Genomic DNA, 16,166 nt, shown 5'->3' with positions numbered 1-16,166 from the left:
GTGCATATCCATCGTTGTTAATAACCAGAAACCACTAGCCATAATAAGCATCCCTGTAATAATTTGTGGTTTCACACCAATTTTTAATACAAGCTGACCACCAATAATACTCATAACGATCATTGTAATCATCATCGGTGTCATAATCGTTCCTGATTCAGCAGCACTTACGCCTACAATTCCTTGCATAAAGAACGGTACGAACATAATTGCTCCAAACATTCCGATACTCATAAAGAAACCGATCGCATTCAGTAGTGTAAATGTGCGGTTTTTAAAGAAGTGCATCGGTAAAATTGGTTCTTCAGCCTTCGTTTCAACGATAATAAAGCTAACAATACCAATGGCAGCTAGTGCAAATAACCCGATAATTTGCCAAGAACCCCATGCATAATCTTTTCCGCCAAACGTTAACGCAAGTAATAAACTTACAACACCGAGAATCATCGTGAAGATTCCAGCGATATCAATTTTAATTGGTCCTGTTTGTTTATGTGCTTTTAATCCCATTGCAATGAAGATTGTCGCTAAAATACCAACTGGTARGTTAATATAGAATACCCATCTCCAGTTCACTGCGTCTACAATCCAACCACCAACTTGTGGTCCAATTACAGAAGCAAGACCGTATAAAGCACCAAAAATCCCTTGCCATTTAGCACGTTCTTTTCCCGTGAACATATCTCCGATAATAATCATAGCCATTGGCATCATAATACCGCCACCAAGACCTTGAATACCACGGAAAATAATTAATTCTGTCATACCGTTGGCCATACCACATAACGCTGAACCAACCATAAAGATAATTAATCCTGCTATATATACGTTACGACGCCCAAGTAAATCCGCTAATTTACCTGCAATCGGTACAACCGTTGTTGATGTTAACATATAAGCTGTTGTTAACCATGTCATTAAACTTAATCCACCTAGTTCACCGACGATACGCGGCATTGCTGTACCAACGATTGTTCCGTCCAATGCAGCAAATAGCATTGCGATTACTAAACCGATTAACAACAACTTTCTATTCTGATTTTCTTGTTGCTCCATGTAATCTCCTCAATTCCTCTTAGTTTTTCTCTTTTTTCTCTTTTTTCTCTGGTTTCCCGCAAATAATTGTTTCTAGCTTTTCAAAGAGGCGCAACAAATCTTCCCTCTCTTGTAATTCTAAGTGTGAGAAGTATTTTGCAATATGCTCATTACGAGCCGCCATCGCTTCTTCTACTGTAGCTTTCCCCTTCTTCGTTAGCTCAATGACAACAACGCGGCGATCATTATCGTCGTGATAGCGCTCTACTAACCCATGATCAATTAAACGATCAGTCATTACTGTAATCGCGCTCGGTTTCACGTACATTTTCTCCGCCAATTGTGTCGCTCTTGAAGCTCCGTAATGATCTAAAATCTTTAAAATATAAAACTGCGGTGGTGTAAGTCCTGATGCTTGCATTTGTTCTAATAGCTCTGTTTGCATTTTCTTTCCTATAGCGAATGTAAGAGCTTGAATCTTATCAATATGAGTCATATCATTTGGCATGTTATCCACCTCTTATTTAAGCAATAAAATATTTAACGTATTTAAATATTAATCCCACAAACAAAATACGTCAACAACTTTCTTTATAAAAACGTTTACATTATTGTCACAAAGTTGTATAATTTTCGTCGAAGTTAATATTGACAGTCACGGAGAATCGGAGTATATGGCTATGAATCATAAAAAAGGGAACTTTTTTATATTTCATAGCCTTTTTGTATTCTCTCTGTCTTAAAACGCTTCCAATTAATTAGGGGAGGATTTTCATTTTATGTTTTTCACACAATTATTTAAACCTGCGCCCCACGCAGAACGCTTACCAGCTGATCGCACTGATAGCGAATACCGCAAATTGCGTTTGCAAGTATTCTTAGGCATCTTCATCGGTTATGCGGGTTACTACTTTGTTCGAAAAAACTTTTCACTCGCAATGCCATACTTAATCGAACAAGGCTTTAGTAAAGGGGAACTTGGGGTTATCCTTTCAGCAGTATCTATCGCTTACGGATTAAGTAAATTTCTTATGGGTATCGTATCCGATCGTTGTAATCCTCGCTACTTTTTAGCAGCTGGGCTATTTTTATCCGGTATCATTAATATTATTTTCGGCTCATTTTCTTTCATTACAACGAGCATTATACTTATGTTTGTACTTCAGTTTTTAAATGGATGGGTACAAGGTATGGGATGGCCTCCTTGTGGTCGTACGATGGTTCACTGGTTCTCCATTAGTGAACGTGGTACAAAAATGTCTATTTGGAACGTCGCTCATAATGTCGGCGGCGCGCTTATGCCTTCTCTCGTTACATTAGGCTTATATTTCTTTGCAAATGACTGGAAAAGTATATTTTACTTCCCAGGTATTCTTTCAATTTTGGTGGGGATTTATGTATTAATTACGATGAGAGATACACCTCAATCTTGCGGATTACCTTCTATTGAAGAACATACTGGGGAATATCCATCAGATGAAAAAGTAGCGGACCGTGAACGCGAACTTTCGGTAAAGGAAATTTTATTTACATACATATTAAACAATAAGTTTTTATGGTACATCGCTATCGCTAATGTCTTTGTTTATTTCGTTCGTTACGGCGTTGTAGACTGGGCTCCTACTTATTTAGTAGAAGAAAAAAGCTTTACTCACAGTAGCTCACGTACAGCTTATGCTCTATACGAATGGGCTGGTATTCCAGGTACACTTCTTTGCGGATGGATGAGTGATAAACTATTTAAAGGGCGCCGCGCACCTGCTGGCATTCTATTTATGGTCGGTGTATTCATTGCCGTTCTTGTTTACTGGCTAAATCCTGCTGGGCATCCAATCATTGATAGTATCGCACTTGTTTCCATTGGATTTTTAATTTACGGACCTGTTATGCTAATTGGTCTTCACGCGCTTGACTTAGCACCCAAAAAAGCTGCTGGAACTGCCGCTGGGTTAACTGGGTTCTTCGGTTACCTAGGGGGAGCTACTTTTGCTAGCGCAGCTATGGGCTTTATTGTAGATGGATTCGGATGGGACGGYGGATTCATTTTGCTCCTTGCTTCTTGTKTGCTTGCAATGTTCTTCCTTGCTCTTACTTTAAATACAGGATCTGCTAAATCAAAAGAAGTTTAAACAAAATATAATGTGTAGAAAAATAAACATAAAAATAGCTCTCAGCATTTACTTACATGCTAAGAGCTATTTTTTATTTATCGTTCTTCTCTTGCTATTTATATTAATCACTTCCCTTCTATTCATACGATTAAAACATTTGCTGAAACATCTTTATTAAAACAGCTAACGTAACAGATCCAGCAAATCCACCTAAACAAATTAAACTTACCCCTTGGCTATAAGACAAATTTTGAAATGATTTCATACCTTCCATCCTCCCTATATCCCCTTTGATATTCTTATTGTATCAATGGGAAAAATTTCATAACATCGATTTCGCTGACAGCTAACTTACAAATTTGTAAGTTAACATTTTTTAAACTTATATATATTCTGTCCACATTCTCCCTCTTAATACATCAAAAAAGACCTCGAATTATATCAAGGTCCTGCTTACACTACATAATATCTCACTCAACTTATTTTATAATCATAACCGGGCATTTCACACGCTTTGCTATTTTATGACTTACACTACCAAGCACCATCTCTTGCAGTGTATTTAGCCCTCTACTCCCAGCAATAATAAGATCTATATCTCCTGTATTTACATATTGAACAATCGTATCTCCTGGATCGCCATGTAGAATCGTAATTTTGTAGGAAATGTTCTCTTTCTTTAATAAACCCTCAATCTCTTTTAATTTATCTTTTCGACTAGCTGATATTGTTTCTAAATCCGTTTGTCCTTGTATAATATCTGACTTTGCCGTTCTATTATCTACTACGTACACAACTTCAACATGTGTTTCTTCGTTAAATTTCGCAATATATGTTGCATGCTCGGCTGCTCGAAGTGCATGTTCAGAACCATCGCATGCTAATAAAATTTGTTTGTACATATGCTGAATCCCCTTTTCGTTATCCTACCCGTATTATATAATAAAGCCCCCTAAAAAGGAGGCTTCTAACTAGCAATTCTCTTATTATAAGTAGCTAAATTCGCAACGAGCTTCGAGCTACGTTCATTTAACCCTGTGATCCTTACTTTCACACCGTTCTGTTCATACTTCATTATAACTTTATCAATTGCCGCTACTGCTGAATCATCCCATACGTGTGCGTTAGTAAAGTTCATCTCAATTTCTTTCACATCTTCATTGTATGAAAAAGCATTTATATACTCTGCCGTAGATGCGAAGAATAGTTGGCCGTGAATTTCGTATATTTTCTTATTTTCAATATACAAATGTTTCACGTGAATCTTTGCCATATTGAATGCAAATAAAACTGCACTAATTATCGTTCCGATAATTACACCTAATCCTAAATTATGTGTAATTAGGACAATCACAACTGTTACGATCATAACAAATGCGTTTCCTTTTGGTAATTTATGAATCGTCGCTACAGAGTTCCAATCAAACGTCCCAATCGAAACCATAATCATAACTGCAACTAAAGCTGCCATCGGAATATGAACAACGTAATCACCTAAAACAAATAGCAATACGATTAAAAAACCACCGGCTACAAGCGTCGATAATCTCCCTCGACCACCTGATTTAATGTTAATAACAGATTGTCCAATCATTGCACATCCTGCCATTCCTCCGAAAAACCCAGTAACAACGTTCGCAATCCCTTGTCCACGTGCCTCTTTATGCTTATTACTTTCCGTATGTGTCATATCGTCTAAAACCGACGCCGTTAATAATGACTCTAGTAAACCTATAACCGCTAACATAACTGAATACGGTAAAATAATTGCTAATGTCTCAAGTGTAAATGGAACATCAGGAATACTAAAGAACGGTAATTCTTTCGGTAAGCTTCCCATATCCCCTACTGTTTTTAACTGTAATCCGCTCATAAGTGCAATGCTTGTCACAATAATAATTGAAATAAGTGTAGACGGAACAGCCGTCGTAATACGTGGAAATAAATATATAATTGCAAGTCCTAATGCGACAAGTGCATACATTTGCCAAGTTGCATTTTTAAAATGCGGCAATTGCGCTGTAAAAACTAAAATTCCAAGTGMRTTTAAAAAACCACTCATAACRGATTTAGGAACAAACTTCATAAATGAGCTMAGYTTGAACACTCCAAAAATAATTTGAACAATACCTGTTACTATTGTCACAGCAAATAAATATTGCAAACCGTGATCCTTCACAAGAGTGACCATTAATAATGCCATCGCACCCGTTGCCGCCGAGATCATCCCTGGTCTTCCGCCGACAAACGAAATTGTAACCGCAATACAAAAGGCCGCGTACAATCCAACCGTCGGATCTACACCTGCAATAACAGAAAAAGCTATCGCTTCAGGAATTAATGCTAAAGCAACAACAACCCCCGATAGCACGTCCCCTCTCATATTTGAGAACCATTCATTTTTTATAGTTTGAAACAAAGTAACACTCCTCCACTCTTTTATCATTTGATTTTCTCCATAAGAAAATCAAGGCCGACTGCACGAAGGCTATTATATAACGAGCAAAGGATGTTGTGCTATGTAAAAGTTTCCTAAAGAAAAGACGCTATCTTAGCAGCGTCTTTTCTCATTTCATTAATGTCCACCGTGACCTTGACCACTTTCCTGAACAATTTCTAACCTCTCATCCAATATACCTTGTGTTTCAAATGAAACATCACTACTACTTCCTAATAGGAAACCATGGTTATATGGTCCAAGTGTTGGATCATCTTTAAACTTCGGCTGAATAGTAGCAAGGAAGTCATAAACTGGTTGTGAAGCTTTTCCTTCCTCAAGCAAAACAACAGGGGCATGTTTACCCATATGTGAAAACGGTGCTCCCGCAATTGCTAAGTCTGGTGTTTTGCTTGAAACAAATGACAAACCGTGACCTGKTTTTGTGAATCCCCAGCCAAATTTCGTTTTTTCATCTTTAAATTTCGCAAATGCAACCGAATTTTCTGTTGGAGTCTCCCCACTAATACGCGTTACTTCCCCGTATTTACTTAACTCTTTTTCTACTTCTTTCGAAACGATTTTTTCTGGTCCTAACACATATATATTCGCTTTATCTTTTCTCGTCTTTAATGCCTCTATTGTCGCTTCTGGCACTTTATTTTTTTCAGTATATAGAAGAGGTTCCGGCATATGAGAAATCCAGTTTACAGCTGGTGTTGTATATAAACGCCCTTCCTCTTCAGACGAACCGACAATAACGCTATTTGGATAACTTCCTGTTATATCGGCGTACTCCTTATCAACATCTTTAGCAAATGTAGCTGGATCTGTTTCTTTTATTTGCTTTACTTTATAACCTTTTAATTGCTCAAGGATAGATGCACCTACATCCCCCATCACCATAATTTGTGTTCCGTCTTTCGCTCCRAGCGGATTTAATCGTTTTATTTCTTTTAACGTCATTTCGGGTACCTTTTCTTTTTCTATAAATAAAATCGGTCCGTTATTCGGGTGATGAATAAGATCCGCACTTGCAATACCTAATTGCCACTCGTTCACTGGCACTAAAATAATAGCGCCTGGCTGATTCTCTTTATGCGTTGCTGGCCATATCGTTTGCGAAGTTAATACTGCCATTTGCAGAGGATCATTTGTATTTAATCTCGTTACATTTTTTAAACTTGTCGTTAATAAATCATTCGATGCACCTTGATTCATTTCTTTCGGCGCAGTTACCTCCTGATTCATTTTCATTTCCTTTTGCTCTGTTTTCTTCTCTTCTTTAGATTCATGATTTTTATGATCTGTATTCGTTTGTCCACACGCCGCAAGACCAACCGCCGCAATTATTGTTATCCCAAAAATTCGGATCATCTTTTTCACTATATCGCCTCCGTATTATTCGTTTTCGAGCCAATATTATTACCTAAAATGGAATTTCAACTTTACAATAACAAGCAATTCTGAAGAAATTATGCAGATGCATTATAATCTGCACCATTTCTTCATGATTTTGCCTTACAATTTAAGTAATAACTACAAATGCGGAGGTACTCTATGATCGATATACTACTCGTAGATGATGAACCGAGAATRCTTGAATTATTAACGCTTTATCTTACTCCAATCGGATATAACTGCGTATGTGCAGCATCCGGAGAAGAAGCTATTTCACATATAGAAAATCGAAACTTCAAATTTGTTTTACTCGATATTATGATGCCAAAGATGGACGGGTGGGAAACTTGCAAAAGAATTCGATCATTTAGTAACGTTCCTATCATTATGGTAACTGCTCGTGATCAGACGGTAGATGTCGTTCAAGGGTTAAAACTTGGAGCAGATGATTACGTGACGAAACCATTCCACGAAGAGGAGCTCTTCGCAAGAATTGAAGCTGTTTTACGCCGAACCAATCAACATGCACAAATCCAATATCACGGCATTTTATGGGATGAGGCCAAGCATTTCATTTCTGTCCATAATGAAGAACTTCTTCTCACCCCAATCGAATTCTCTTTACTCGGATTATTTTTACGTCATGTGAACTACGTATTAAGCCGTGATCAGCTCATTGAACGAATTTGGGGATTAAATACAAATACAGAAGATAGAACAGTCGATTCACATATTCGTAATTTACGTGATAAATTACGAAAAGTAAATTTCCCCATTGATCACCATTTAAAAACTGTTTACGGAGTAAGATATCGATGGATTGATATTGAAAACTAAGGAGCAAAACGATGAAGCGAATTTCTATTCAACTCGGATTTTATTTTCTAATTGTTACACTTTTAATCGAAAGTGTTCTATTTGTCTTGCTCTATTATAGCCTTGTAAACAATAGAGTAAATGAAGAAATGACTGCTTTATTAAAGCGTGGAAATAGTCACCGAGATGTCCTTGAAAAATATTTTGATAGGCAAACAATCTCCCATGTTGCTTTAATGGAATCCGAAGCTGAAACAACTGTTATTATTACAAATGCAAATAAGGAAATACTAGCTAAATCCAATGAAATAAATACTACTATAAAAAAACATATTGAAGGAATGCAAACACGAACAGATCATGATGGAGCAATTATAGAGAATCATTGGAAAGCATCTAATTATATATGTACAGTTAGCCCCATTGTAGTGGCAGGAAAAACGGAAGGCTATGTATATATGTTTCTCGGGACGGAATCAATCGAAGAAATGGTTAACGGGCTCACACGGCAATTCATTATCGCTGGAGTCATTACTTTCCTATTAACAGCCATCACCATTTTTCTATTATCACGTTTGTTAACAAAACCATTGTTACACATGAAACAAGCGACTGAAAAAATGAGTAAGGGCGATTTATCCGTTTCATTAACAACTACTCGAAATGACGAAATTGGTGAACTAGCACAATCTATCCAAACTCTCGCAAATGATTTACATTATATGAAAACGGAGCGAAGTGAATTTCTAGCAAGTGTTGCTCACGAATTACGAACACCATTAACGTACGTAAGAGGTTATGCTGACATTGCATCAAAAGAAAACACACCCCCAGAGCAACGTTTACGATACTTATCCATTATAAAAGACGAGTCTGATTATATTACAAACTTAGTCCAAGATTTATTTTCACTCGCTCAAATGGAAAAGCATAACTTTTTCATTCAAGTACAGGAAGTGCATTTACACACCTTCCTTACTCGCATCACTGAAAAAATAAATGTGATGTACGGAGAAAAACAAATTAAAGTTGTTTTCACATGTCCTTCCTCACTCTTAGTAAAGCTAGATGAGCAACGCTTTGAACAAGTTATGGCTAACATTTTAAATAACGCGTATAGACATTCAAAAGAACATTCTCATATAAATATTTCTGTTACAGAAGAACATAAACGTATTTCCATTACAATTGAAGATGAAGGCGAAGGTATTCCTCCTAAAGACCTCTCTCACATTTTCGATCGCTTTTACCGTGTTGATAAAGCGCGCTCTAGAGCTACAGGAGGCACTGGTTTAGGGCTCTCCATCGTAAAAGAAATCGTAGAACTACACGGCGGGAATATTACTGTCACAAGTGAAATTGATCACGGATCTTGCTTTACAATTTCATTGCCATCTATATAGAAACACGACTATCATCAATAGTCGTGTTTTCTTATCCTTTAGGACTTTACTTTATAATATAAATTTACGAATTGCCCAAAACGTTTCGTATCCGTTAAAGTTAAATTAATTTCCGGGTTCTTTTCTTTAAATAACGGAACTCCAGAACCTAATATGTGAGGTGTAATCGTAACAACATATTCATCAATTAAATTATTCTTAAAAAATCCTCTCAGTAGACTCCCTCCACCGACCATCCATATTTTAGATCCTTCCTGCTCTTTCAACCTTTTTGTAAACTCTAATACATCTTCATTTACAAACTCTACATGTTCGTTTGAACCTTTTTCTGAATTAGAAAAAACATAACATTTTTTATCTAGGTACGGGAATGTTTCCGTATGCTCTACTACATAATCGTACGTTCTTTTTCCCATTATTATTGTATCAATCGTTTCATACATTTCTGTATAACCGTTATCACCCTCTCCTTCCGTTTCCATTAACCACTGTAAATCATCATCTTCTTTCGCGATAAATCCATCTAAGCTCGCTGCAATAAATAAAACAATTTCACGTGACATATCTTTTCCTCCTTACAGCTTCTATTGATAAAATCATCTTATAAGCACTATACTAACCATAAAACATGACAACTTATGTCATGTTAAAAAAGAAAAAGGTGATATCCTTGTCAAAAGCAAAACGTTTACTAGACATTCTTATATTTGCTTCAGCGAAGAAAACATTTACAGCTCAAGAAATAGCTGATGAATTTAATATTTCCGTTCGTACGGTTCATAGATACATTTTAGATTTAAGTGATATGGGATTACCTATTTATGCTGAACAAGGTCGTAACGGAGGATATAAAGTATTAACGAATAGGGTCATACCGCCTATTTTATTTACGGAAGAAGAAGCAGTATCCATCTTTTTTGCCTTTCAATCTTTAAGCTACTACCGAGATTTGCCTTTTAATACAGAAATCAATTCTGTTACTCATAAACTGTACAGCTCTCTACAACATGATGCGAAAGCGAAAGTTGATACAATACGTTCTTATATCGCTTTTTGGAATCCCATGAGAACAATTGCTACCCCTCTTTTAAACGAAGTATTAACCGCAGCTATTAAAAATAAAAATTTACACTTTCAATACGAATCTAAATCGGGGATAAAAACAAAATATGTTCATCCTATCGGTGTATATGCTCACGACGGTTTATGGTATTTGCCRTCCTATGACTWTRGTARAAAAAARGTATTACTGTATCGCGTYGATCGTATTCTYTCYATATTATCAACGGAAGAAAATGAGGATACATTCATGAATTTAGAAGAGTGGTTTTCCTCTAACTCTAACGTAGTACACAGTCCTATTCAGTTACATGTTTTACTGACAACAGAAGGTGTGCGCCAATGTAAAAGCGTGCCTTACCTTGAAGAATTCGTGGTAATAAACGAAGACGGGACAGGCTATATACATTCAACAATTGATAAAGATGAAATTAACTTTATTACCCCTTTATTTTATAGACTTGGAAAAGATGCACGAGTTTTAGAACCGAAAGAATTGATAGATGGTTTACGTATACGTGCGAAAGAAGTTTTAAATATGTATGGAGACTAAAAAGGCGTAAGAAAACCCCTCTTACGCCTTTTCGCTATGTATTATTTTCTCTATCGATTCTTTTAATAAATTCTTTGTCTCTTCAAAGTTATGATTCTGCTGTTCTCCTGGCTGCACCGTATAAAACTCAGCAAACGAACGCTCTTTATATCTCGGCACAACATGCATGTGATAATGAGTTAACTCGTTGAAGATTCCACCATTTTGACAAATTGTAATTCCATCTGGTTTATACAGTAATTTAATAGCCTTTGAAATAAGCCTAGAAGCATCCATAATCGCTTTTGCTACACAATCATCTAATTCGTCCACTTCTACAACATGCTGCTTTGGAACGATTAAAGTATGCCCTGTATAGAAAGGCGCATGATCTAAAAAACAAGTTACATAATCATCTTCATATACTTTACCCCGCATTAACGGGCAGTAAGACTCCCACCTCAAAATTCGCGAATGCTAGGAAGTTAGGCGGGAGATCAACTGCCCGTAAAAGCCCGATTGGTTCAACTAATAATCAGTGGGGGATGGACAAAACCCCCACTGATTAAAGTTTCACTTTATATATTTTTTCCTCTTCATTTGCTAATTTACAACCTACACATTCCATCATTCTTCCCCCTCTGCCAAAAACATAAAAACGTGAGCGCCCTATTCTCACGTTTTTATGTTTCACTTTACTAATTCAATTGTTTCTGTAACTTTTATACTATCCTTTACAGATTGAACAATTGTGCAATTTTTCACCGCAAGTTGCAGTGCCTTGTCTAATTGTTCTTCTGTAATGTTTTGCGCTTTAATTTTATAGTGCAAATGAACACTTTCAACTGGTTTTGATAAAGCTTCACTTCTACCAATTTCAGTTTCAATTGTAAACATATCGTATGCAATACGTTTCTTTTCTAAAATCGTTCGAAAAACAATTGCACTACATCCTGCGATAGAAGAGATTAGTAATTGTAACGGTGAATATCCGTTTTCTTTTCCAATCGCTAATTGACCGTACGATAAGTCTGCTTTTATATCATCGTGTTTGATTGTTAGTTTCATTTGTTTTTTCCATCTCCACTTTCACCGGTTTCTGCCTTTTCTTACTCATATAATAATATATATAGCAGAAAATGATAAATGGAATACCACAATATAACGCCATTCTTTGTTCTGGAATAAACGCTAAACTAATRACAACGAYGCTATTTGTAATTAAAGCTARAATTGGAACAAGCGGATATAGTGGTGTTCTATACTTTAAGTCCTCTAATTTTCCTCCGCCTTTTAAATACTGACTTCTAAAGCGAAGTTGTGATAAAGCAATAATGATCCAACTTGAAACAGCAGATAAACCAGCTATAGATAATAAGTACATATATACTGTATCTTCTGCAAGGAAGCTTGTTAATAAGGATAACGCCGCAACAGCAATCGTTACGACTAGCGCTGTAATTGGAATACCACGTTTATTTACCTTCTTGAAAGAAGCTGGTGCCATTCCTTCATTTGCAAGTGACCATAGTATACGCGTTGCTGCATATAACCCTGAGTTCGCTACAGATAGAAGAGCTGTAATAATAACGAAGTTCATAATATCAGCTGCATATGGAATACCGATTTTATCAAATACAACTACGAATGGACTTTCAATTATCCCTGCTTCTTTCCAAGAAATTAACCCTACTAAAATTGTCATTGTTAAAATGAAGAATAGCATAATGCGCCATACTGTATTACGAATTGCACGTGGAATTGTTTTTTCAGGATTCTGACTCTCTCCTGCTGCAATCCCGATTAACTCTGTTCCTTGGAAGGAAAAGTTAACTGTAATCATCGTAAGAAGCACTGCAGCTAGTCCATTTGGGAATAGCCCACCATCACTTACAAAGTTAGAGAAAAGAGGCGCTGCTTCTTTTCCGTCGTATGGTAAAAATCCTAGTAATGCGCTACCACCAAGTAGAATGAATGCAATAATTGTAACTACTTTAATACTAGAGAACCAAAACTCTAATTCAGCATAACTCTTCGCTGAAATAGCATTTGAAGCATATAAAATAGCTCCAAACAGAAGACACCATACCCAAACATCAACATTCGGAAACCATCTTTTCATCATTAAACCGATCGATGTTAATTCTAATCCTACTGTTACTGCCCATCCAATCCAGTATAGCCAGCCGATCATAAATCCAGTTCCTGGTCCAATAAACTTCGTCGCATACTTTTGGAAAGAGCCTGAAACTGGCATCGCTACCGTTAGCTCTCCAAGACAAAGCATTGTTAAATACATAATAAATCCGCCCACTAAATAGGAAAGGATGGCTCCCCCTGGTCCAGCCTGATTAATGGTGTAACCTGAACCTAAGAAAAAACCAGTCCCGATTACACCACCTAGTGCGATCATAAATAAATGTCTACTCTTCATCGTACGATGTAATTTCTCATTCGTTGGTTGCTGCATTGTAATCCTCCCCTATAAACCCTCTATCTCTTTTTAAAATTTTCTGATAATAAAAATATACACGAAAGCGGTTACAATTTCTATATAAAATTAAAACTTTTCTGATAAAACATTATAAAAATTTAATTATCAGGAGATTAAGATACTAATATAAGGAAAATGAGGGTTGATAAGGAAAAAACCCTTACGTATTATTGTAAGAGTTAACGAAGTTCTAATCTTCTCGATAAAATTGATAAACTATAGTTTACGATGAAATACATACAGGCTGCTAGTATAAATGTTGGAATCATATAATTTACGTTCTGTCCGCTAATAATTTGAGCATTATGCATAAGCTCTGGCAATGATATAACAACCGCTAATGACGTATCTTTTAACAATGAAATAAATTGACTAACAAGCGGCGGAACCATTCTTCTAAGTGCTTGCGGTAAAATAATGTGCCAAAGCGTTTGAACATATGTTAATCCTGAAGAGCGCGCCGCTTCAATTTGTCCTTTTTCGATAGATAATAAACCACTTCGAACAATTTCAGATATCATCGCCGCTTCAAATATCGTTAAAGCAACAATTGTAGCCGTTATAATTTCTAATTTCAAACCTGCCTCTGGAAGTGCAAAATACGTAAAAAATATAATTAAAAGAAGTGGTAAATTCCGAATAACTTCAACGATAAAGCCTAGTATTGGTGAGATGACGGGTATTTTTGTATAGCGCAAAGTTCCTATTACACTACCGATAATAAAACTAAGTACAATAGCTACAAGGGCAACCTCTAACGTTATAAGGAATCCTTTTAATAAAAAGAGTATATGATCTCCTGTAATAGCACCTTGAAAATCCATTTACACCGCCTCCTTAGCTAAGCGTCTTTCTAAATAACGCACTAGCATACTTAGCGGAATTGTTAATACTAAATAAAACATCCCGACATATATATATACATCAAACGTAACGAACGTCTTCGTTGAAATTAAGTCTCCTTGATACATTAAATCCGTTCCAGCAATAATTCCGAGTATTGAAGAGTTTTTTACTAAATTGAGAAATTGATTTCCTAGAGGAGGAATGACGATTTTCATCGCTTGAGGTAAGACGACATGATACATCGCTTGCGTATAAGTTAATCCTGAAGAACGTGCTGCTTCCATTTGACCTTTCGCGACTGATAAAATACCAGCACGAATTACTTCCGCAATAAAAGCCGCTGTATAAACTGTAAGCGCAACTGTCCCTGCTACAAAACCGTTGAAAGTAATTCCTATTACAGGCAAAGCAAAATAGAAAATGAATGCAATTAATACGAGTGGAATATTTCTAACAAACTCTACATAGGCAGAGCCAATCCAATTCAAAATACGAATAGGTGAAATTCGCATCACTGCCATAACAATTCCTAAAACAAAACTTCCTATTAGCGCAACTACACTAGACATAACCGTATATTTAAATCCTTCTAAATACATATCAATGTTATTCGTTAATATAGAAAAATCAGGCACATATTCTCCCCTCTTTCTTTACAAGAAGAGGATGAGTACTCTCATCCTCTCACTCTTACTATTTATCACGAGAAATAAAGTTTCATTTTACTTCTCTTGTTTTTGACCAATCCATTTTTCATACAATTTATCGTATTCTCCATTCGCTTTCATATCTTTTAATAAACTATTAATCTCTTTCGTTAAATCGTCTGCACCTTTTTGTACTGCAATTCCATACGGTTCATCCGTGAAAATTTTCCCTACAACTTCATAATTAGAATCTTGTTTTGCCATTCCGTAAAGAATCGCATTATCTGTAGTTAAAACATCGCCTTTACCTGCTTTTAACGCTGTAAATGCCTCACTGTAATTTTCAAATTCTAATACWGTYGCTTCTGGTGACTTTTGACGAATATTATTTGTAGAYGTTGAWCCTTTTACAGCTAAYACTTTMACRCCYTKTTTYAYATCATCAATRCTYTTAATATTGCTTCCTTTTTTCACAAGTAACGATTGCCCCGCTTTAAAATATACATCTGAAAAATCCACTTCTTTTTTACGCTCTTCTGTAATTGTCATTGTCGCAATAATGGCATCAATATCACCATTTTTCAGCATCGGAATACGTGTTTTAGACGTTACTTCTTTCAGCTCTAGTTTCTTTTCATCACCAAGAATTTTTTTCGCAAGTGCCTTCGCGATATCAATATCGAATCCTTCTACTTGCCCTGTTGAAGGGTTTTTCAATCCAAATAAATTCGTATCATTTTTCACCCCAACTACTAACTTCCCGCGCTTCTTAATTTGCTCAACAGCTCCGCCTTGCTTCGTATTCGTTTCTTTCGCCTCGTCTTTTTTCCCCCCGCACCCAGCAACAATAAACACGAATAAACATGAGAATACGATTAGGGTAAACAACTTTTTCATCTTAAGCATGAAATTCCTCCTTTAATGATTTAATACCCGGCTTAAAAATAGACGTGCTCTTTCTTGTTCAGGATTTGCAAAAAATTGTGATGGTGTTGTATCTTCGATAATTTGACCGTTATCCATAAATAAAATTCTATCTGCTACCTCACGTGCAAATCCCATCTCATGTGTGACGACGACCATCGTCATTCCTTCTTTAGCCAGCGCTTTCATAACATCAAGCACCTCTCCGATCATCTCTGGATCAAGAGCGGACGTAGGCTCATCAAATAGCATAATTTTCGGTTGCATCGCGAGCCCTCTAGCAATAGCTACCCTTTGCTGTTGACCTCCGGATAATTGATGAGGATATACACCTGCCTTCTCCGGGATTCCTACTTTCTCTAAATAAACCATCGCTGTTTTTTCTGCTTCTTCTTTTGAAGTTTTATTTACTTTAATTGGTGCTAGTGTAATATTTTGCAGAACTGTTTTATGGTTTTATG

17 protein-coding genes and 1 pseudogene are annotated in these 16,166 nt (G+C 36.4%); 4 read left to right on the top strand and 14 right to left on the bottom strand.

What is annotated here, in order from left to right:
• Together AC1DJR_RS03715 and AC1DJR_RS03710 are read right to left on the bottom strand one after the other, a co-directional pair.
• Positions 1-1,056, bottom strand: a 1,056-nt coding sequence (locus AC1DJR_RS03715; RefSeq protein WP_477002043.1) for an MDR family MFS transporter, incomplete at its 3' end; no start/stop codon positions are given.
• A gap of 19 nt (positions 1,057-1,075) precedes the next feature.
• A complete protein-coding gene (locus tag AC1DJR_RS03710) occupies positions 1,076-1,543 on the bottom strand; it encodes a MarR family winged helix-turn-helix transcriptional regulator (protein WP_002029807.1) in 468 nt (155 codons plus the stop codon).
• A gap of 271 nt (positions 1,544-1,814) precedes the next feature.
• On the opposite strand from AC1DJR_RS03710, the gene glpT reads away from it, so the two are divergent.
• A complete protein-coding gene (gene glpT / locus AC1DJR_RS03705) occupies positions 1,815-3,164 on the top strand; it encodes a glycerol-3-phosphate transporter (protein WP_477002042.1) in 1,350 nt (449 codons plus the stop codon).
• A 130-nt stretch (positions 3,165-3,294) separates the two neighbouring features.
• Here glpT and AC1DJR_RS03700 read toward each other — a convergent pair whose 3' ends face one another.
• The 4 genes from AC1DJR_RS03700 to AC1DJR_RS03685 all read right to left on the bottom strand — a co-directional run bounded on the left by AC1DJR_RS03700 (position 3,295) and on the right by AC1DJR_RS03685 (position 6,969).
• Positions 3,295-3,411, bottom strand: coding sequence for a DUF4027 family protein (locus AC1DJR_RS03700; RefSeq protein WP_071717615.1), 117 nt, complete (start codon positions 3,409-3,411; stop codon positions 3,295-3,297).
• A gap of 214 nt (positions 3,412-3,625) precedes the next feature.
• Positions 3,626-4,048, bottom strand: coding sequence for a universal stress protein (locus AC1DJR_RS03695; protein ID WP_002010593.1), 423 nt, complete (start codon positions 4,046-4,048; stop codon positions 3,626-3,628).
• Between the two features lie 65 nt (positions 4,049-4,113).
• Positions 4,114-5,565 carry a SulP family inorganic anion transporter gene (locus AC1DJR_RS03690; protein WP_477002041.1) on the bottom strand — a complete coding sequence of 484 codons (1,452 nt, stop codon included), beginning with the start codon at positions 5,563-5,565 and terminating at the stop codon, positions 4,114-4,116.
• Between the two features lie 156 nt (positions 5,566-5,721).
• Positions 5,722-6,969: a cell wall-binding repeat-containing protein gene (locus AC1DJR_RS03685; protein ID WP_477002040.1), complete on the bottom strand. Its 1,248-nt coding sequence runs from the start codon at positions 6,967-6,969 to the stop codon at positions 5,722-5,724.
• 174 nt (positions 6,970-7,143) lie between these two features.
• Between AC1DJR_RS03685 and AC1DJR_RS03680 the strand changes: the two genes are divergently transcribed.
• Together AC1DJR_RS03680 and AC1DJR_RS03675 are read left to right on the top strand one after the other, a co-directional pair.
• Positions 7,144-7,821: a response regulator transcription factor gene (locus AC1DJR_RS03680; protein ID WP_477002039.1), complete on the top strand. Its 678-nt coding sequence runs from the start codon at positions 7,144-7,146 to the stop codon at positions 7,819-7,821.
• An 11-nt stretch (positions 7,822-7,832) separates the two neighbouring features.
• Complete coding sequence (locus AC1DJR_RS03675) at positions 7,833-9,203, top strand: sensor histidine kinase (RefSeq protein ID WP_477002038.1); 1,371 nt, start codon at positions 7,833-7,835, stop codon at positions 9,201-9,203.
• A 38-nt stretch (positions 9,204-9,241) separates the two neighbouring features.
• Here AC1DJR_RS03675 and AC1DJR_RS03670 read toward each other — a convergent pair whose 3' ends face one another.
• Positions 9,242-9,766 carry a dihydrofolate reductase family protein gene (locus AC1DJR_RS03670; RefSeq protein ID WP_477002037.1) on the bottom strand — a complete coding sequence of 175 codons (525 nt, stop codon included), beginning with the start codon at positions 9,764-9,766 and terminating at the stop codon, positions 9,242-9,244.
• Positions 9,767-9,831: 65 nt separating this feature from the next.
• Between AC1DJR_RS03670 and AC1DJR_RS03665 the strand changes: the two genes are divergently transcribed.
• Positions 9,832-10,815, top strand: coding sequence for a helix-turn-helix transcriptional regulator (locus AC1DJR_RS03665; RefSeq protein ID WP_477002036.1), 984 nt, complete (start codon positions 9,832-9,834; stop codon positions 10,813-10,815).
• A gap of 21 nt (positions 10,816-10,836) precedes the next feature.
• On the opposite strand, the gene AC1DJR_RS03660 is transcribed toward AC1DJR_RS03665, so the two are convergent.
• From AC1DJR_RS03660 to AC1DJR_RS03630, 7 genes and pseudogenes are all read right to left on the bottom strand, one after another.
• On the bottom strand, positions 10,837-11,232 hold the full coding sequence (locus AC1DJR_RS03660) for an HIT family protein (RefSeq protein WP_429686369.1): 396 nt from the start codon (positions 11,230-11,232) through the stop codon (positions 10,837-10,839).
• Between the two features lie 252 nt (positions 11,233-11,484).
• Positions 11,485-11,862: an OsmC family protein gene (locus AC1DJR_RS03655; protein WP_477002035.1), complete on the bottom strand. Its 378-nt coding sequence runs from the start codon at positions 11,860-11,862 to the stop codon at positions 11,485-11,487.
• Entirely contained in the window at positions 11,837-13,264 is a 1,428-nt protein-coding gene (locus tag AC1DJR_RS03650; protein WP_477002034.1) for an amino acid permease, read from the bottom strand. Before AC1DJR_RS03650 ends, AC1DJR_RS03655 begins: the two co-directional genes overlap by 26 nt.
• A 203-nt stretch (positions 13,265-13,467) precedes the next feature.
• Complete coding sequence (locus AC1DJR_RS03645; protein ID WP_477002033.1) at positions 13,468-14,112, bottom strand: amino acid ABC transporter permease; 645 nt, start codon at positions 14,110-14,112, stop codon at positions 13,468-13,470.
• On the bottom strand, positions 14,113-14,769 hold the full coding sequence (locus tag AC1DJR_RS03640; protein ID WP_429691760.1) for an amino acid ABC transporter permease: 657 nt from the start codon (positions 14,767-14,769) through the stop codon (positions 14,113-14,115).
• Positions 14,770-14,856: 87 nt separating this feature from the next.
• Positions 14,857-15,687, bottom strand: a complete 831-nt coding sequence (gene glnH / locus AC1DJR_RS03635; protein ID WP_477002032.1) for a glutamine ABC transporter substrate-binding protein GlnH — start codon at positions 15,685-15,687, stop codon at positions 14,857-14,859.
• A 12-nt stretch (positions 15,688-15,699) separates the two neighbouring features.
• Positions 15,700-16,158: pseudogene (locus AC1DJR_RS03630) on the bottom strand (amino acid ABC transporter ATP-binding protein); the annotation flags it as partial.
• Positions 16,159-16,166: the final 8 nt, after the last annotated feature.

This window comes from Bacillus sp. 05T31 (assembly GCF_056396725.1).
Note: the sequence above shows the minus strand (reverse complement) of the source record. Positions and strands in the feature narration are given on the sequence as shown.